Origin of the sequence: Neptuniibacter sp. 2_MG-2023, from assembly GCF_030547495.1 — a bacterium.
GTDB lineage: Bacteria > Pseudomonadota > Gammaproteobacteria > Pseudomonadales > Balneatricaceae > Neptuniibacter.
The window spans coordinates 1-17,837 of the sequence record NZ_JAUOQC010000003.1 but is presented as its reverse complement, the minus strand read 5'-3'; the positions used below and the strand labels follow the sequence as shown (position 1 = coordinate 17,837).

20 protein-coding genes and 1 pseudogene are annotated in these 17,837 nt (G+C 41.5%); 14 read left to right on the top strand and 7 right to left on the bottom strand.

The window, feature by feature from the left end; genetic code table 11:
- Window positions 1-36: 36 nt before the first annotated feature.
- Window positions 37-546, top strand: a complete 510-nt coding sequence (locus Q4486_RS03915) for a DUF4124 domain-containing protein (protein WP_303419420.1) — start codon at window positions 37-39, stop codon at window positions 544-546.
- Window positions 547-549: 3 nt separating this feature from the next.
- On the opposite strand, the gene Q4486_RS03910 is transcribed toward Q4486_RS03915, so the two are convergent.
- From Q4486_RS03910 to Q4486_RS03890, 5 genes are all read right to left on the bottom strand, one after another.
- Entirely contained in the window at window positions 550-1,128 is a 579-nt protein-coding gene (locus tag Q4486_RS03910) for a DUF882 domain-containing protein (protein WP_303419421.1), read from the bottom strand.
- Between the two features lie 105 nt (window positions 1,129-1,233).
- Window positions 1,234-2,478, bottom strand: a complete 1,245-nt coding sequence (locus Q4486_RS03905) for a murein L,D-transpeptidase (RefSeq protein ID WP_303419422.1) — start codon at window positions 2,476-2,478, stop codon at window positions 1,234-1,236.
- A 214-nt stretch (window positions 2,479-2,692) separates the two neighbouring features.
- A complete protein-coding gene (locus tag Q4486_RS03900) occupies window positions 2,693-2,995 on the bottom strand; it encodes a hypothetical protein (protein WP_067867410.1) in 303 nt (100 codons plus the stop codon).
- Window position 2,996: 1 nt separating this feature from the next.
- Window positions 2,997-3,857, bottom strand: a complete 861-nt coding sequence (locus tag Q4486_RS03895; RefSeq protein ID WP_303518401.1) for a DNA replication terminus site-binding protein — start codon at window positions 3,855-3,857, stop codon at window positions 2,997-2,999.
- Complete coding sequence (locus Q4486_RS03890; protein WP_303518398.1) at window positions 3,858-4,442, bottom strand: PilZ domain-containing protein; 585 nt, start codon at window positions 4,440-4,442, stop codon at window positions 3,858-3,860. It abuts the gene before it with no gap.
- A gap of 214 nt (window positions 4,443-4,656) precedes the next feature.
- Between Q4486_RS03890 and Q4486_RS03885 the strand changes: the two genes are divergently transcribed.
- Together Q4486_RS03885 and Q4486_RS03880 are read left to right on the top strand one after the other, a co-directional pair.
- Window positions 4,657-5,901 carry a lipoprotein-releasing ABC transporter permease subunit gene (locus Q4486_RS03885; protein ID WP_303419434.1) on the top strand — a complete coding sequence of 415 codons (1,245 nt, stop codon included), beginning with the start codon at window positions 4,657-4,659 and terminating at the stop codon, window positions 5,899-5,901.
- A complete protein-coding gene (locus tag Q4486_RS03880; RefSeq protein WP_303419437.1) occupies window positions 5,894-6,592 on the top strand; it encodes an ABC transporter ATP-binding protein in 699 nt (232 codons plus the stop codon). Before Q4486_RS03885 ends, Q4486_RS03880 begins: the two co-directional genes overlap by 8 nt.
- Window positions 6,593-6,636: 44 nt before the next feature.
- On the opposite strand, the gene Q4486_RS03875 is transcribed toward Q4486_RS03880, so the two are convergent.
- Complete coding sequence (locus Q4486_RS03875; RefSeq protein WP_303518397.1) at window positions 6,637-7,152, bottom strand: DUF2062 domain-containing protein; 516 nt, start codon at window positions 7,150-7,152, stop codon at window positions 6,637-6,639.
- A gap of 85 nt (window positions 7,153-7,237) precedes the next feature.
- On the opposite strand from Q4486_RS03875, the gene Q4486_RS03870 reads away from it, so the two are divergent.
- The 9 genes from Q4486_RS03870 to Q4486_RS03830 all read left to right on the top strand — a co-directional run bounded on the left by Q4486_RS03870 (window position 7,238) and on the right by Q4486_RS03830 (window position 16,345).
- Window positions 7,238-9,541, top strand: coding sequence for a DNA internalization-related competence protein ComEC/Rec2 (locus tag Q4486_RS03870; RefSeq protein ID WP_303518394.1), 2,304 nt, complete (start codon window positions 7,238-7,240; stop codon window positions 9,539-9,541).
- A 47-nt stretch (window positions 9,542-9,588) separates the two neighbouring features.
- Window positions 9,589-10,209, top strand: a complete 621-nt coding sequence (locus Q4486_RS03865) for a MotA/TolQ/ExbB proton channel family protein (RefSeq protein ID WP_067867431.1) — start codon at window positions 9,589-9,591, stop codon at window positions 10,207-10,209.
- Window positions 10,210-10,220: 11 nt separating this feature from the next.
- Window positions 10,221-10,640 (top strand): biopolymer transporter ExbD, encoded by a 420-nt coding sequence (locus tag Q4486_RS03860; protein ID WP_303419446.1) that lies wholly within the window; start codon window positions 10,221-10,223, stop codon window positions 10,638-10,640.
- The gene (lpxK, locus tag Q4486_RS03855; RefSeq protein WP_303419449.1) at window positions 10,637-11,659 is read left to right on the top strand and encodes a tetraacyldisaccharide 4'-kinase; all 1,023 of its coding nucleotides are present in this window, start codon (window positions 10,637-10,639) and stop codon (window positions 11,657-11,659) included. The genes Q4486_RS03860 and lpxK overlap by 4 nt, the downstream gene beginning before the upstream one ends.
- Window positions 11,652-11,837 carry a Trm112 family protein gene (locus Q4486_RS03850; RefSeq protein WP_067867440.1) on the top strand — a complete coding sequence of 62 codons (186 nt, stop codon included), beginning with the start codon at window positions 11,652-11,654 and terminating at the stop codon, window positions 11,835-11,837. Before lpxK ends, Q4486_RS03850 begins: the two co-directional genes overlap by 8 nt.
- Window positions 11,838-11,846: 9 nt before the next feature.
- The gene (gene kdsB / locus Q4486_RS03845; RefSeq protein WP_303518391.1) at window positions 11,847-12,617 is read left to right on the top strand and encodes a 3-deoxy-manno-octulosonate cytidylyltransferase; all 771 of its coding nucleotides are present in this window, start codon (window positions 11,847-11,849) and stop codon (window positions 12,615-12,617) included.
- A 3-nt stretch (window positions 12,618-12,620) separates the two neighbouring features.
- On the top strand, window positions 12,621-13,088 hold the full coding sequence (locus Q4486_RS03840) for a low molecular weight protein-tyrosine-phosphatase (RefSeq protein WP_303518390.1): 468 nt from the start codon (window positions 12,621-12,623) through the stop codon (window positions 13,086-13,088).
- Window positions 13,089-13,090: 2 nt separating this feature from the next.
- Window positions 13,091-14,113, top strand: coding sequence for a UDP-N-acetylmuramate dehydrogenase (gene murB / locus Q4486_RS03835; protein WP_303518387.1), 1,023 nt, complete (start codon window positions 13,091-13,093; stop codon window positions 14,111-14,113).
- Window positions 14,114-14,452: 339 nt separating this feature from the next.
- Window positions 14,453-16,345, top strand: coding sequence for a propionyl-CoA synthetase (locus tag Q4486_RS03830; protein WP_303419461.1), 1,893 nt, complete (start codon window positions 14,453-14,455; stop codon window positions 16,343-16,345).
- A 56-nt stretch (window positions 16,346-16,401) separates the two neighbouring features.
- On the opposite strand, the gene Q4486_RS03825 is transcribed toward Q4486_RS03830, so the two are convergent.
- Window positions 16,402-17,247 (bottom strand): SDR family oxidoreductase, encoded by an 846-nt coding sequence (locus Q4486_RS03825; RefSeq protein WP_303518385.1) that lies wholly within the window; start codon window positions 17,245-17,247, stop codon window positions 16,402-16,404.
- Between the two features lie 246 nt (window positions 17,248-17,493).
- Here Q4486_RS03825 and pqqA point away from each other — a divergent pair, with 246 nt between their 5' ends.
- On the top strand, window positions 17,494-17,565 hold the full coding sequence (pqqA, locus tag Q4486_RS03820; protein WP_003243383.1) for a pyrroloquinoline quinone precursor peptide PqqA: 72 nt from the start codon (window positions 17,494-17,496) through the stop codon (window positions 17,563-17,565).
- Window positions 17,566-17,733: 168 nt separating this feature from the next.
- A pseudogene (locus tag Q4486_RS03815) lies at window positions 17,734-17,837 on the top strand (pyrroloquinoline quinone biosynthesis protein B); the annotation flags it as partial.

The window sequence follows — 17,837 nt, the reverse complement described above, 5'->3', positions numbered from 1 at the left end:
AACTTTGTCGCTAGATATAAATCGGAAGAGGTTAAAATGAAAAAACGGATTTTACTGTGTAGCTTTATGATGAGCTTATCCCTCTGTTCTATTGCTGATGAGATGTATAGTTGGGTTGATGAAAACGGAGTTAAGCACTTTAGTAATAAGCCACCTCAAGGGGATGAGAGAGAAACTGTCCGAGGTGAGGTCAATTTTGGTAAATTGAACGGGACTCAGCTTAATACTATGCAGCCTTTTACGCGGCCACAGTCGACAGATCCTGCTAAGCCAACGGAAAATAAAGCAGAGAATAAAAGTGTTGATGAAACCAAAACACCTGTTGCGGATGATGTAGATAAGACAACCCAAGGTAAGACAGACAAATCTAGTTTACAGAGCCGAGCTCAGCAGCTAGAAGATTATAATAATGGCGGTAAGGCCGAGCGGATTAAGGAGATTAAAGAGGCTTCTGAGCAAGAGACCTCCACTACACCTAAAACGATCAGTCAAAAGTTACAGGCATATAATGCGTCTAAAGCTGTAAATCAGACAACAAGTGAGTAGGTTTTATACTCCCCATTGCCTTACAGGGCCAACATCTAAATGGATGAACTCACTACGGGTATAGAGGCCAACCCCTCCAGCTTGTTGTGCTAAAGATGCTTGATGTAGGCTTTTTAAAGGAACGCCGGGGATGCGTATATCAATTGCTTGGCCTTTCATATGATAACTTTTCTTAGCGACTTTAGTGCTTTTAGCTCTTAATTTTTCATTACTTTCAGGTGAGCGATACCCTGAAATTACATGAATGGGTTTTCCACCAAAGTTGAGCTGAAGCTCATGTAGTAATTTTAATAAGCGTCGATCTATTTGATGAACTTGGTTGTTACGATGATCGCGTAGTAGAAAATCGAGTGCTTTTAAATTTGTTTCTTGATACTGACCTTCAGCATAGAACGTACTATTGAGTGATTCGCCCGTATGAAGATTAGTGAGAGAGAGTGAATGGGTTTGGTTTTTATTTATGTTTGCGAGGCAGATTGAAGGAGTAGCAGCCATAGCAGATAAGCCCCCTAATACTTGCAAAAATGTACGCCGAGACGAGTTGGTGGCTAAGAAATTAGTTTGTTTAAGCTGCTTGCTCATTTAGTAATACTTTCGCTGGCATAAAATTGGTCACATTATGCACAAAAACCACCCCGCAGTATATTAATTAATCAGTAGATGACCTGGCGAGTGAGCGGTGCTTATTTAATCTTTTTTTGAAAACTCATATATATCATGTTTATAAATATCATCCCTAAAATTGACCTTGCCCTCAGGGTCAATCCAAGCGGTCCAGTAGGTTACATATAGATCTATAGGTTCTGTTAAGCGAAACTCTTTAGTTTCTTTTTGCGAAAAAATAGGATCAAGTTGTGTGCTCTGCCATCCATGAGTCATTCGCATTAATTCATCAGCTAATTTTCTGGGTTGCTCTAAACGTATGCAACCAGAACTAAAAGCGCGTTTATTTTGATTGAACAGGCGTTTAGCTGATGTGTCATGGAGGTAAATAGAGTAGGGACTATTAGTAAGAAACTTCACGCTGCCTAAAGTATTCATGTCACTGGGAGCTTCCCAGAAGCGTTGATAGTTATCGCCGAGGTATAATTTATCGTAATTAATATTTTCATCACGGATAAACTTTTTTGTTTTGCCCCAACCACTAACTACTTTTAGGTTTACCTTTTTAAGATAGGTTGGATCTTCTTTAAGCGCTGGAATAATATCTCGATAAGCAATGCTTTTAGGTACATGCCAAGATGGGTTGATAACAATTCGGTTTATAACGCTATCAAAAATAGGTGTTTTGCGTTTCTTTTTGCCGACAATCGTTTTCATCGTAAGGATAGGCGAATTCTGCTCATAGAGATAAAGCCGGTATTCTGGAATATTTACATGCACAAAGCGATCGCTGGTGGGATTAAATGCCTCGATGCGAGCAATGTTGACTTTGAGCTGCTTTGCCCTTTGGTTAGGGGTTATATTGATTTGTCGGCGAGTTTTCGGTCCTAGAATACCATCAGCTTCATCGCCATGTCGTTGCTGAAAGCGAACTAAGGCTTCTTCGAGTTCGATATCAAATAATGGATCATTCAGTTGTTCGCATTCAACCGGAGGGTGATCACCTAGTTTAATCAGTTTTTCCCTTAATAAAGGAACATGAGGGTGTTGGTCACTAAAGCTGATTGTTCTTCCTGACGGAATAGGTGGCCAGTTGTCTATTTTTATTAAGTCGTTGTAAAAGTCATAAGCTTCTTGGAGCTTCAGCAACATAACTGATCTACTATTGCCAACAAATGAGATGGAGTTTTCAAATGAAGATGCATTAAGTTTGGTCAGCGGATGTTTGTTTAATGGTGCTTTTACGAATTGAGGGTTATCAACCGCTAAACCTGTTAGGGGAAATAGAACTAGACTGATCACAAATAGCCGAAAGCCTAATAAGCGCATATATACCTCATCAATAATTCATCATCCTCTAAGCCGTTTGAGAGAATTGCAGAGTTACGTTTAAGTACAGATCTGAATTGGCTATTGTTCAAGTAGGTTTTGGTGAATACTTTTCATTTACTATAGGTAGAGTGAAAAGAGTGTCATTTTCTGGGGTTGATGATTTATAGGGATCGGGTGCTAATCTTGCCTTTAGCAAGTGACCTTTATGGCATTACTTTTTTTTCTGCTTTAATTTATCCTCGTTTTTATAATATTCATCTTCATAGTATATGCCGCTCACATTGAGTTTTTTTTCTGCCCAACGATTGAATCTGGACCATAGAAAGAAGCCTGGTGTCATCAGGATCATAATACCTAGCATAAGTCCTGATCCTGCATATTTATCGGGCATTTGCTGAGTAATCCAGTCCAAAAAACCAAGCTCTCTGCCGATGTAAAACCATAAAATAAGCCCTACAAATCCGGTTCCTACAGCAAGGTGATGTAAATATTTCTTTGAGTTTTTTTCAGTCATATCATCTGTAACGGTGTATGCGTAAGCTTGGCAAGTAGGGTTCCGGATCAATAATCAGATCACTACGTTGCTGACGTTTTCGCGTTTCGGGTGGGGTTAAACTAGGTACATTATATTCTGGAAAATTTTCTTTATCATCTAATGGAAAGAAAATAGGCAAGGGGGCGTTTCTCGCTTTGCGCAGCAATTGTTCATTATCTTTCCATAAGATATTAGCACGCATCAAAGGTACTTGTGGCTGTAATTGAGCCAAGGATTCTGTTTGGGGTATTTTAGCGAGAGCTTCAAGCTGAAGCTGTATATGTAATTGAGAGGTATCCATCTTAAGGAGCTTTTTTTCAGCGGTTGCAACTGAGACTTTTTTGATACTTCTGCCACTGGTATACCAGCTAAACGCAACCTTTGCAGGAGTGCTGTCTAATACAGGAAAAAGGCGATAACACTGTTTTAAGTGTAAACGTGCTAAGCCTTGGTTTTTGAGCTCAATATTTAGTTGTTCGGAACGCTTCTTTAATACAGATAAAGGATCACCTACCTGATCTCTAAATATTTTCACTGAATTTTGGAAGTTGGTCTTAGTTTGGTTGAGTTGATGAATAACCGGGATAAGCTCAAGGGGAACACCAATTAAACCATATAGGTTATCTGTTTTTCGCCCATCTCCTTTATGTAGGTGCCAAATATTGGTGAGCGTGTCCGCAACATCGAGTAGCGACACTGACGATTGATGGTTAGATAGTATCCAATGCTGAGTTTTATTTTTGTCGTTATACTGAAGCAGTAGCGTGCGAAACTGCTTTAAACATTGATTGAGGTGATCAAAATCCCTGACTAAGGTTTCTGTTTCGCAACGCTTGCTCATTTAATTTTCTTCAGCGGGTGATTCAGGCTCTTGTTGTCTTAATCGGGCTTGGCTCTCAAAAATTTGACGAGCCAAAATCATACGGCAGCTTTCAGGCATTTTGATAAATTCTATCCCCGTCATAAAACTACCATCAGCCATAGCTTCACTGCGGCAACATTGGGCATATATAAGTAGCCCCAAGCAAGATTCAGGGAAGACTAGTTTAACCGATAAGAAACTATCTACATTAAATGGCTCTTTGTGCCTGAACTGAATACCACCTTCTGACAGGTTAACTTCTTGTATAGCTGAATTTCTAATGACCATCTCATTTGAAGCGATCGCTTGGGCAATACGCTCGATTTTATCGTGCATGATTTGTAGGAAAGACGCTACATTACTATCCTTTTCAGATATTTTTCGCAGTAGATGCTGGCTTTGTGTATCTATCTCTTGAAGTTCGCTTAGTAACAAGAAATTTGGAGAAACACCGAATTGAGTAGGGCTTGGGTGATGTTCAATCTCTGATTCATCAATGACCTTCAGTTCCAAGGAAACACGTTGGTCTATTCGGAAATACTGGCGGCGGTCTTGTTCCTGCATTGATGAACCCTCATCGGTCTTAGTTGTTTCTCATCGAGTATAAGTACAAATGATAAGAAAAGCACCACCATAAGAGGTTTTTGTTATGCTGGTTTTATTGTGGGGTTATCACTAGTTTGCTTTTATTAAACAGGTAGTTAGCTATGTTTTGTGTCATTATAAATTAACAGTGTAAACTTTTTACACAGTAGGTTTTCTGTGGTTTAATCGCGCCATGTTTAAACCATTATCCCTATTTATTGGATTGCGCTATACCGCTGCAAAGCGAAGCAATCACTTTATCTCTTTCATCTCATTGGCTTCGATGCTTGGTTTGATGCTCGGAGTTGCTGCGCTGATCGTTGTTCTTTCTGTTATGAACGGTTTTGACCGTGAGCTGAAACAGAGAATTCTCGGTATGGTACCGCATGGCTCAATTAGCGCTTACGGTAAGCCGCTCGAAAACTGGCCAGTGTTGGTTGAACAGCTTTCCCAGCATCCTGATGTTGTTGCCGCAGCGCCCTTTATCCAAGCGCAAGGTATGCTAACTAATAGTGGTGTTGTACGCGGAGCGCTGGTTAATGGTATTGATCCATTAATTGAGCAAAAGGTTTCTATTCTTGGTGATCATATAACTTCGGGTTCTTTAGAGGCGTTGAATCAACAACGGTTTGGGATTGTTTTAGGTGATCTTCTTGCTCGTTATTTGGGGGCCAGAGTAGGGGATAAAGTAACATTAGTCCTTCCAGAAGCGTCTGTTAGTGTCGCGGGTGTTGTTCCTCGTTTAAAGCGCTTTACTGTCGTGGGTATTTTTTCCGTTGGTGCGGAGCTTGATGCAAACCTTGCTTATATTAATCTTGAGGATGCGGCTAAGATTAAACGTCTAGGGGAAGGGGTAGATGGTATTCGTCTTAAATTTGATAACCTTTTTTCTGCTCCTAGTAAGGTCAAAGAGATTGCTGCTGGGCTACCGGGTTATTATAGCTCAAGTGATTGGACACGAACTCATGGCAATTTATTTCAAGCGATTCAGCTTGAAAAACGTATGATCGGGTTGTTACTGTTTTTGATCGTTTTAGTGGCGGCTTTTAACATCGTATCAACACTAGTGATGGTCGTTACCGATAAGAAAGCGGATGTTGCTATATTAAGGACCTTAGGTGCTACTCCGGGACGAATCATGCGGATTTTTATGGTTCAAGGTACAGTTATCGGAATTTTAGGAACTCTATTAGGTACATTGCTTGGTGTTACTTTGGCGCTGACCATCTCAGATCTCATTGCTTGGGTTGAGCAGACATTTAATATTCAGTTTTTAAATGCAGATGTTTATTTTATTAGCTATCTGCCTTCAGATTTACAGTGGCCAGATGTTGGCGTTATTACTGTAACCGCTCTTGTTATTAGTTTCCTCGCAACGATTTATCCTGCATGGCGAGCTGCCAAAACACATCCCGCAGAGGCTTTGCGCTATGAGTAAAGATAATTGCTCTTCAAATATTGTACTTGAAGCTAAAGCTGTATCAAAAATCTATAAAGATGCAGGTAACGAAGTCGCCGTTTTATCTGAGTTGGATTTTTCGCTACATCGAGGTGAGCAGTTAGCGATTATTGGGTCTTCTGGTTCAGGGAAAAGTACGTTATTAAATATATTGGGGGGGCTTGATGAGCCTACTCAAGGAGAAGTGCTTGTAGCGGGAAGGAATCTTCACTCTGGTAATGAATCTGAACGAGCTAAAGTGCGCAATGAAACCTTAGGGTTTGTTTATCAGTTCCATCACCTATTGGCTGAATTTTCTGCCTTGGAAAATGTTGCGATGCCTCTATTGATGCGCAACATGCCGATGAAAGAGGTCGTGGAACAAGCAGAAGCCGTTTTGAACTCCGTAGGCTTATCCCATCGTTTTTCACATAAACCATCACAATTGAGTGGTGGCGAACGCCAACGGGTTGCTATTGCAAGGTCACTTATAGGTAAGCCTGCGGTAGTGCTAATGGATGAACCTACAGGTAACTTAGATAGAAATACTGCAGCGAGTATTCAAACGCTAATTGATAGTTTAAATCAAGATTATGATATAGCTTTTGCTTTGGTAACCCATGATCCTGAACTGGCAAAAAGAACAGGGCGAGTACTTGAATTGGTGGATGGGGCACTGGTAGAAAGATGATCATAGCTTGTTAAATAGCGTGTTTAATACTTTTCTCTTTTTGTTTATTTATTCCTTTTAGTCCGCTTTTTCCAGTTGTGGTTTACATGCCAAGTCCATAAGCCATGGACGGTAAAGAAGCCTATAACACCAAAGAACAGCCCCGATAGCACAGAGCCTAAAAGCAAGGGCCACCAAATGTGTGATATGCCACTTTCCCAAAACTCTATACTCATTTCAAAATGGATTGAGCTACTGGGGTCTCCAATCAAAAAACTACCGACCAAATAGTTAAAGTAGAATATAGGTGGAATAGTGAATGGGTTTGTTAGCCAAACCAAACTAACCGATATAGGCAGGTTGCTACGCACAGTAATGGCGATAACAGCAGCGACAAGCATCTGAAGTGGAATTGGCAGAAATGCGCAGAATAAACCCACAAAGAAAGCTCTAGCCACTGATTTGCGATTCAGGTGCCAAAGGTTAGGTTCATGAAGGTAGTGTCCAAGCCAACTCAAATATTTGTGCTGTTTGAGTTTCGCTTCATCTGGCATGTATTTTCTTATAAGTTTGCGTGGCATTATCTAACTTACTTATTATGGGCTAGCAAACGAGCGTAATGGGCATTATGCCCGCTGCTCTTAACTAAGCCAAGGAAAGTTAAGCATGAGATCAAGGATGATCGCAATTGCTGTCGGTTTTTTATGCGCCGCATGGCAGCCTCAAGTTATACCAATCGCTGGTTGCATTTGTATTGCACTTTTAACACTGGTCTACGCTTTTTATGGTGGATCTTCTTATAAGCCATTTTTCATCTACTGTTGTGCTGCTTTTCTTTATGCATCCTGCTGGGGTCATTGGCAGCTTTCTCATAAATTACCCGATCAATTACTGCGCTCTGACTGGGTTGTTTCGGGCAAGCTAGTAGGCCTTCCTAATGTTGAGGAGGGAGTCATTAGGTTTAACTTAGATGTTAAGTCGATGGAGTTACTCCGCTTATCGGCAAATTCACAAATAAGTATTCAAAAAGCAAATGCCATAACAGATCTTAATGTCCGTTTATTAAAGCTGGCTTGGTATAAGCCTACTAAAGATCTCATACCTGGGCAGTATATTAAACTAATCGTTAGGCTAAAGCCTCCCCATAGTTTAGTTAATCCATCTGGGTTTGATTATGAGCGCTGGTTGTTAACGCATAAAATAGATGCCACGGGTTATGTTCGAGAATTTCTTGGTTCAGAAGGTTATATAGATCAGGGAATCACGAGTTTACGCTACGCTATAAATAAGTTGATAGAGAGCAGGTATGAAGAACCAAGGGATCGGGCTTTAGTTCAAGCTTTAGTCACAGGCTATAAAGATAATCTATCGCAAGATGATTGGGATAAGCTGCGAGAAAGCGGAACGGTACATCTGGCGGTTATAAGTGGATTACATATTGGTTTTATTGCCCTTGTTGGTTGGTGGCTGGGTCGTATACTGTCAGCGTTTACTCCACGTCTTTATTATTTACCTTACCTTTTATCCGTTATTTCAGCTGGTTTATATATGCAAATTGCAGGTGGGGAGGTTCCGACCCAGCGCGCTTTTATTATGGTGCTCGTCTTTATGCTGTCAGGGTTATTGAAATGGTATATCGATATTTGGCAGCGTTGGTGGCTAGCTTTAGTTTGTGTGCTTATATTTTCGCCTTTAGCGGTTCTCGAGATGGGGTTTTGGTTATCTTTCTCTGCTGTGGCACTGCTTATCTGGTTTGGCCAGCAGCCTATACGCTGGTATAGCATTATAAAGATTCAGTTTTTATTGCTGATTGGTATGTTGCCTTTTTACCTGTATTTCTTTTCCGGCGTGTCTTTAGTTGCTCCTTTAGTAAATATCATTGCTATTCCTTTAGTCTCTTTTCTAATTGTTATTATTGCGGCTAATTTGATCTTTTCAGGTTTTTCAATACCACTTCTAAGCGAGTTTGAGTCTGTTTTAGTTGATCTCTTTTGGACACTTGTTGATATGTCTGCAGATCAGGCTTGGGCCTACTTAGCAATCGATAATCCTAGTCTCGAGGCTATTGTCTTTGCGGCAATCGGAGTGATTATTTTGATCATGCCATCGGGCTTAGTACCTAAATACTTAGCTTTTTTTTGTTTTTTACCTTTGCTCAGTCATGAACCTTTTATAGATTCTGTAGATGAAAAGAAAACAGTCGATGATAAGAGCTTCTCAGCTATTGTCTTTGATATTGGCCAAGGGCTTAGTGTTTTAATCGAGGTGGGGGATTATAGAGTTTTATATGATACAGGCGCTGCTTATCCTTCTGGTTTATCCGCATTTGAGCGAGCAGTCTTACCCTATTTTAAGCAAGAGAGAATCAAACAACTTGATTACATGGTCTTGAGTCATAATGACAATGATCATGTAGGTGGTTTCGCTAAGATCAAGCAATGGGTTGATATCAAAACTATTTATTCTTCATTTCATCCCACTCATCAAAAAATAAGAACCTGTAAAGAGGGTGTGAGATGGCGAATTAAGGGAGTGGATTTTGAGTTTTTATCCGGATCTAAAGGTCGTAATGATAATGATCGTTCTTGCGTGTTGCTTATCTCTAACGGGGATTGTTCTTTATTACTACCAGGCGATATTGGTAAGGCTGTAGAATCTAAAATGGTTTTAAAGCATAAGCGGCTTAAAATAGATCAACCATTAACTTGGTTAGTTGCTTCCCATCATGGCAGTCGGACGTCCAGCTCTGATACATTTCTAGCCGCAACCTTACCTAAGCATGTTATTTTTAGCGCGGGTTATGGAAATGCATTTAATCATCCACACCCGGAGGTTGTTAGGCGCGCAAAAAGCTATGCAGCGCATACCTATACAACGGCTATAGATGGGGCTGTATTATTGAAATCCGAAGCGGGGCAAGCCTGTAGTACAACAACAATGCGCAAAGATGAAAAACGCTTCTGGAGATAGATTAATTCAATGTGATAGAGTACGGCGCAGTTAAAGGAGAAATTACTGTGTTTGAAATTTTAAAATCAGGTGGTTGGTTGATGATACCAATCGTAGCATGTTCTATTATTGCCTTAGCTATCTGTTTAGAGCGCCTGTGGACATTGCGTCCCAGTAAAGTTGCCCCAGCAGGACTGTTGGCTGAGGTATGGGCGTTAATCAAACAACGTAATATCACTGCTGAGCGGTTAAGAGATATTAAAAATAGTAGCCCTCTGGGTGTGATTCTTGTCGCTGGGCTGAATAATGCTTCTCATGGTCGTGAGATAATGAAAGAAAGTATTCAAGAGGCAGCAGGGCAGGTTGTCCATGATCTTGAACGTTTTCTTAATCCCTTAGGTACTGTTGCGGCAATTACTCCACTTTTGGGCCTGCTAGGTACAGTTATTGGTATGATTAAGGTGTTTACCGAAATAATGATTCAAGGTACAGGTAATGCCAATGTTCTTGCCGGTGGTATCTCCGAAGCCTTGATCACTACGGCGGCTGGCTTAACGATCGCAATTCCAGCTTTAATATTCCATCGTTACTTTCAGCGAAGAATTGATTCCTTAGTGATTACGATGGAACAGGAAACCGTAAAACTCATAGAAGTCATGCACGGTGAACGTGATATTGATGTTGAGTAAGGGATAATAGTGTGAGATTTCCTAGACAAAAACGGGAAGAGGTTAATGTAAACCTGACTCCACTGATTGATGTGGTTTTTCTGCTACTGATCTTCTTTATGGTTTCAACAACGTTTACAAAAGAAACTCATTTAGAAGTTGATCTTCCGCAGGCATCGGGAGATAAAAGTGTTGTAGAAGAGCAAATCTTAGAGATTTTAATCACGGATGAGGGGAATTACAGTGTTAATGGTAAGCCTCTAGTGAATACTCAAGCAGCAACATTACGACGGGCATTAAAAGAGCTGTCAGGTGAGAAGCGAGATATGCCTCTTGTGATTACAGCTGATGCAAAGACACCACATCAGTCGGTTGTTACTGCTATGGATGTTTCAGGGCAACTTGGTTTTAGTAAGCTAAGTATTACAACTAGAGATCCGGACAGCGAATGAGTTGGCTTGAAACGCGCTGGTATAGTACAGCACCGGCGCCTATTTTTTTAAGACCTTTAGAGGCTTTGTTCAAGTGTCTAGCAGGTCATAAAAAAAAGCGAGATCTGCTCTCTCAATGGGACGCTCCAGTTCCTGTTATTGTTGTCGGCAATATTAGTGTAGGTGGAACAGGGAAAACCCCTTTAACCGTTTACTTAGTCGACCAGTTAAGGGCGCAAGGTTATAAGCCTGGAATTATTAGTCGAGGCTATAAAAGTGAAGCACCTCAATACCCATTTGATGTTTCTCTTGCCGTCTCTTCTGATGAATCAGGCGATGAACCTTATATGCTGCAGCGCCGTTGTCAGTGTCCGGTTGTTATTGATGCTGATAGGCGATCCGCTGCGGAGTATCTTCTCTCTCATTATGACTGTGATCTAATCATTAGCGATGATGGCTTGCAACATTATCGCTTGGCGCGAGATATTGAGATTGCTGTCGTTGATAGTGAGAGGGGGTTAGGCAATGGTCATTGCTTGCCTGCCGGCCCATTGCGTGAAGAGCCTTTACGCTTAAAGAATGTAAACTATGTGGTTAGCAATGGCGGAGAGTGTGCAACTTTACCTAAAGGGATTGTTGCCTATGATATGCAGTTGATGCCTTGCTTTTTTCATCCATGTGGCTGGAATAGCGGGTCGAGTCGTTCTTATCCGTTCAATGAGTTTCCATATAAAAAAATTAATGCGGTGGCGGGTATAGGTCATCCTCAGCGCTTTTTTAATACGTTAAAATCGATAGTGGGTGCAGAGGTTTCAGGCTACCCAAAACCGGATCATTATTCATTTAGCGAGAGTGATTTTAATTTCGCTGATGGTGTAACCGTTATGACGGAAAAGGATGCTGTGAAGGTATCCACACTAAATTTAAAGAATGCATGGTATCTCGAGGTTTCAGCTCAGCTACCAGATAGTTTTATGTCAGTATTAATCGAGCAACTTAAACAGATTGCGAATAAGAAGGGTAATAAACGTAATGGATAAGAAATTGTTAGATATTTTGGTATGCCCTGTCGCGAAAACGCCTTTGGAATACAATGAAGAAACAAAAGAGCTTATTTCAAAAGCGAGTGGTTTGGCATATCCGGTCCGTGATGATATTCCTGTATTGCTTGAAACAGAAGCGCGAGAGTTAACTTTAGAAGAACGTGAAAGTAAGTAAGGTAATTACATGAGTTTTGCTGTCATCATACCTGCGCGCTTTGCGTCAACGCGCTTTCCCGGCAAGCCCCTTGCTGATCTGCAAGGTAAACCAATGGTTCAACATGTTTATGAACGAGCCTGTGAAAGTGAAGCCAGTCGAGTACTCATTGCTACAGATAATCAACAGATCGCTGATGTAGCCTCTGGTTTTGGCGCTGAGGTCTGCATGACATCAGCAGATCACCCTTCAGGAACTGACCGCTTACAACAGGTAGTCTCTGATTTAGGTTTCTACGCTGATGATATTGTTGTGAATGTTCAGGGTGATGAGCCTCTTGTCCCAGCTCGAATTATTAATCAGGTTGCACACAACTTAAAAGCAGAACCTGAGGCAAGTATTGCGACTTTGAGTGAACCTATTACTGATATTGAAAGTTTACTTAACCCTAATGTTGTCAAAGTGGTTTCTGATATAAGAGGAATGGCTCTTTATTTCAGTCGTGCTCCAATCCCTTGGCCACGTAATGAGTTTGCTGGCGACCCCTCAAGGTCGTCTATGCCGCGAGATTTTCCATGGCAGCGCCATATTGGTATTTATGCTTATCGCGTTAAACTGCTGAATGACTTTGTTAAATGGTCACCCGCAGCGGTTGAAGAAACTGAATGCCTCGAGCAGTTAAGAGCTATGTGGAACGGCGCACGCATACATGTCTCTGAAGCGGATGAACAACCGCCGGCAGGGGTTGATACTCCAGAAGATCTAGAGCGTCTTAGACGTTTACTTGAGCAAGGCCTGTAATAGATGAAGAAGGTTCTATTTGTTTGTCTTGGTAATATTTGTCGCTCACCGACAGCGGATGGTGTTTTCAAGCAGTTGGTCAGTACGCAGAGGCTTCATAATAAAATTTATGTAGATTCTGCCGGTACTGCTGCTTATCACATAGGTAATCCGCCGGACTCAAGATCCATCGCGGCAGCAAAACAGCGTGGTTACGATTTGTCATCTCTGCGTGCGCGTCAGGTGATTAGTGCTGATTTTGACGAGTTTGATTATGTGCTGGCGATGGATAATGAAAACCTCTCTAATCTGAAGTCTATATGCCCTGAAGGCGCTAAGGCTTATGTGGGGTTGTTTCTGGATTTTACTGGGCTGCCAGTAGATGAAGTGCCTGATCCTTATTATGGTGGTGAGGGTGGCTTTGAACATGTACTCGACCTTATTGAATCTGCATCGGCTGGTTTGTTACAGCATATTCAAAAGGAGCTATGAGAGTGCAGTGGCAAAAAGATATTGATCTGACCCATAGAAATAGCTTTGGTTTTCCTACCGTCGCGGATCATTTTGCGGAAGTGGATCAAATTGCAGATTTAGAGTTGGCATTAGATGCTGTAGAAAAAAATGGCTGGCCGCTACTTATTCTAGGGGGCGGAAGCAACCTTGTTTTTAGAGAAAAGATTCCTGGCGCAGTTTTGTCTGTTGCAAAGCAAGGTTTAAATATTCTTGCTGATAATGAACATACCGCCATTGTTGAGGTGGGGGCAGGTGAAAATTGGCATGGATTTGTTACCCAATTATTGCAAAAGGGGCTGCATGGCCTTGAAAACTTAGCCCTAATCCCAGGGAGTGTTGGTGCGGCTCCCGTGCAGAATATAGGCGCTTATGGTGTCGAGATCGCTGATTGTTTTCATAGCTTGACGGCGTACGACCGAATTAACAAAGAGCTGGTGCAGTTAAGCAAAGAGGAATGTCAATTTGGCTATAGGGATAGCCTCTTTAAATCAGGCGCTAAAGGCCGTTATATTATTTGGACCGTTCGCTTTGCTTTGAGCACGATTTTTACTCCTAAAATTGGATACAAAGGGATTGCAGATCATTTAGATGCTTTAGGCATTGTTGAGCCTAGTGCCTATCAAGTTTATCAAGCGGTATGTGATATCCGCATGGGCAAACTGCCACTCCCAACTGAATTAGGCAATGCGGGCAGCTTTTTTGAAAATCCGATTGTCACTGAATCGACTTATCAGCGTTTAAAAGCTCAGTTTCCAGATATTGTTGCTTATCCAGATAAAGCCGGTCATTTTAAGTTAGCTGCAGGATGGTTAATTGATCGAGCTGGCTGGAAAGGCTGTCGAGTGGGCGAGGTTGGTGTATACGAAAAACAGGCCTTAGTGTTAGTAAACTATGGGCAAGGCCTTGCTACTGATCTGCTTAAACTAGCTGATGATATTTCCCTTTCAGTTAGAAAACAGTTTGATGTTAAGCTGAAAATAGAGCCTAGAATCTATCCTGAATAAGCTTTAGATATATTGATCTATCTTTTAAAGCGCTGCTCCTTAGAGTAGCGCTTTTTTGTTTGCGGCCGCGAAAATTAATCGTTTTATCATTCTTTCGTATAGTAGTGGTTTCTATATATTGTCGACAATCTGTCTTTCTGCTCCTGTAAAATGGGGCTTTGATAACCATCAGTAGTTCATTATTACTCCTTGCTGCAGTAGCAAATAAACCTTTTGTAGTAGATTAATCTACAATAAAGTCAGATAAAGTGTGCGTATAAATCAAAGCAAGTGTCTACAATAATTATAAGCTTGCTAAAAATAACCGATCGTTAACTTTATAATAAAGGGCCTTAGCACATGTCCTATCAGGCAGAATATTCAAAATCTATAAATACACCCGAAGCGTTCTGGGGTGAAAAAGCTCAGGATCTAGCATGGTATAAGCAACCAGAGAAAATTCTTTCCAAAGATGAGAATGGAATAGATCGCTGGTTTGCCGATGGTGAGCTTAACACCGCATATCTTGCTCTTGATTACCATGTGGAGAATGGTCGTGCCGATAATACGGCGATCATTTATGATTCACCGGTGTCTGGACAGAAGCGTAAAATTTCATTTTTAGAGTTGCGTGATGAAGTCGCTAAGTTTGCTGGCGTACTTAAAGCTCAAGGTGTAGAGAAGGGCGATCGTGTTGTTATTTATATGCCAATGGTGCCTGAAGCTTTAGTTGCGATGCTTGCCGTTGCTCGTTTAGGGGCTATCCACTCTGTCGTCTTTGGTGGCTTTGCGCCCCATGAGTTAGCAGTGCGAATTGATGATGCTGAGCCGAAAGTGATTGTTTCTGCTTCATGTGGCATTGAGATTTCAAAAGTTATTGAATATAAGCCCATGCTGGATGAGGCGATTGAAAAGTCTGCCTACAAGCCTTCTGCCTGTGTGATATTACAGCGCCCAGAAGCTAAAGCCACAATGATTGAAGGTCGAGATATCGATTGGAAAGAAGCAGTAGCAAATGCAGAGCCAGCGGATTGTGTGCCAGTTAAAGGTACCGACCCACTTTATATTTTGTATACATCAGGTACTACAGGTAAGCCTAAAGGTGTTGTACGTGATAATGGTGGCCATGCGGTTGCCATGAAATATTCTATGAAATCAATTTATAACGTTGAAGCGGGTGATGTTTTCTGGGCTGCTTCCGATGTGGGTTGGGTTGTAGGTCACTCTTATATTGTTTACGGCCCTCTCTTGGCTGGTTGTACGACAATTGTTTATGAAGGTAAGCCTGTACGGACACCTGATGCAGGTGCGTTTTGGCGTGTTTGTGAAGAGTATAAAGTTAAAGTGCTCTTTTCTGCGCCAACAGCTTTCCGTGCGATTAAGAAGGAAGACCCTGAAGGTAAGCTAATCGCAAATTACGATCTATCTAATCTCCACACAGTCTTTATGGCTGGCGAGCGTTTAGATCCACCAACTTATCATTGGACTATGGAAGTAACAGGCAAGCCTGTTATTGATCACTGGTGGCAGACCGAAACCGGTTGGGCGATCTGTGGCAATATGACCGGTATTGAAACGCTTCCACCAAAAGCAGGATCTGCGACTGTTCCTATCTCAGGTTTCAATGTTCAGATTCTTGATCCTGATGGGAATGAGCTTCCAGCGGGTGAGCAGGGTGCTATAGCTTTGAAATTACCGCTACCTCCTAGCTGTTTGCCAACGGTGTGGGGTGATTATGAGCGTTTCCGTACAGGCTATTTAACTGACTACCCTGGTTACTACTGCTCTGGCGATGGCGGTTATAAAGATGAAGATGGCTATGTTTTCATTATGGGGCGTACCGATGATGTTATTAACGTCGCTGGTCATCGTTTATCTACAGGTGAAATGGAAGAGATTGTTGCCGATCATCCTGCTGTAGCTGAGTGTGCGGTTATTGGTATCAATGATCCATTAAAAGGGCAGCAGCCCATAGGATTTGTTTTGCTGAAAAATGGCGTTGATATTGACGGTCAGCAACTAGAATCAGAGCTTGTTGCATTAGTGCGTAAAGAGATCGGTGCGGTTGCTTGTTTTAAACGCGCGGTGATTGTTGATCGCTTACCAAAAACTCGCTCAGGAAAAATCTTACGTAAATTGATGCGACAGATAGCAGATGGTCAAGATTACACGGTCCCTTCTACTATCGATGATCCTGTTAGTTTATCGGTCATTGAAGAAGTTATGTCTGAAAATGGCTTGATAACTTCGTAAAGGTTTAACAGTGTATTGCCCTTAGCTCTGTGCAGGCGATCTTCGGATCGCCTTTTTTATTTGTTCTCACTATTAGATATTTTATTGAGTACCCAGTCTAAGCCTCTTGTAGAAAGAACTCTTCGTAGTATCGCGAATAACTTAGTAGGAAAAGTAACGTAATAGCGGGGTTTTGGTCGATTACTCTCTAAGGCGTGTTTTAAAGCAAGGTAAACGGCATTAGGGCCTAAGGTAAAAGCATCTTTTTTCTGTGCAGACTTTTCTTTGGCTAATCGTCTTTGTACTGCCGTATATATATCTTTATGCGCGCTTGTTTCTACATCTATATTATTAGTGAAAGCAATATGGGCATTTTTCCTAAAGCTGCTCTCTATAGGGCCAGGTTCAATGAGGCTGACTTTTATATTGGTATCAGAAAGCTCCTGCCTTAAGGTATCGGTTAATCCCTCTAGTGCAAATTTCGAGGCGTTATACGCACCGCGATACTTCATAGTAATAAGGCCTAGAACCGAACTGTTTTGAATGATTCGCCCATGTCCTTGCTTTCTCATCTGTTTAACTACTTTGCAGGTAAGTTCATGTGTGCCGAATAGGTTAGTTTCGAACTGTTGGCGTAATGTATTGCGTGACAAGTCTTCTACTGCACCTGGCTGACCATAGGCGCCATTATTGAAGAGGGCGTCGAGTTGGTTGGTTTGCTGAAGCACCCAATCTAAGGCGTAGCTAATAGATTCGCTATCTTGGAGGTCTAGTTTTATGCTTTTAAAACCTTCTCTTAATAGGCGATCCACATCAGCCTGCTGGCGAGCAGTGGCAAAGACTTGATAGCCATCAGCTTGCAGCGCTTTTGCGCAATAATAACCTATACCTGATGAACAGCCAGTAATAAGAATAGTGGGCATTATTAATAGACCTTGTTGTTGAATTTAACGGGGCGGTCAATGCCGCTGATTGTTGTTGCAGACTGTAGCATATTGATATAATTCATGTTCAGAGCTATAGTGAATTAATGGAACGGATGACAGGACTCTCATTCAAACGAAATGAGGTGGTTTTTAATTCCAAAGTACCATATATGATATGGGTCAGCCTTCTTATTATGTTTATGGTATACACCTTTTAAATAACAAAAACAGAGGATAAGCATTATGTGGACTAAGCCAGCTTACACAGACCTTCGTATCGGTTTTGAAGTAACTATGTACTTCGCAAATCGTTAATAGAAAATTCTATTTTTGATTCTATAATTACCCCGGCCTTTGTCGGGGTAATTTATCTTGGAAGGACCCTAATCGCGTTCGCGATCTCTTAAATGCTATCCGCCCACTTTCCTGTTACGCTGCATCTTATTAAAAACAGGAATCTGGCAGTCATAAAGAAGAAAAATAATGAAAGTACAAGTATTAGGCTCAGCCGCTGGCGGCGGTTTTCCTCAGTGGAACTGTAACTGTCGTAACTGTGCAGGCGTGCGTGCCGGCACTATCAATGCAAA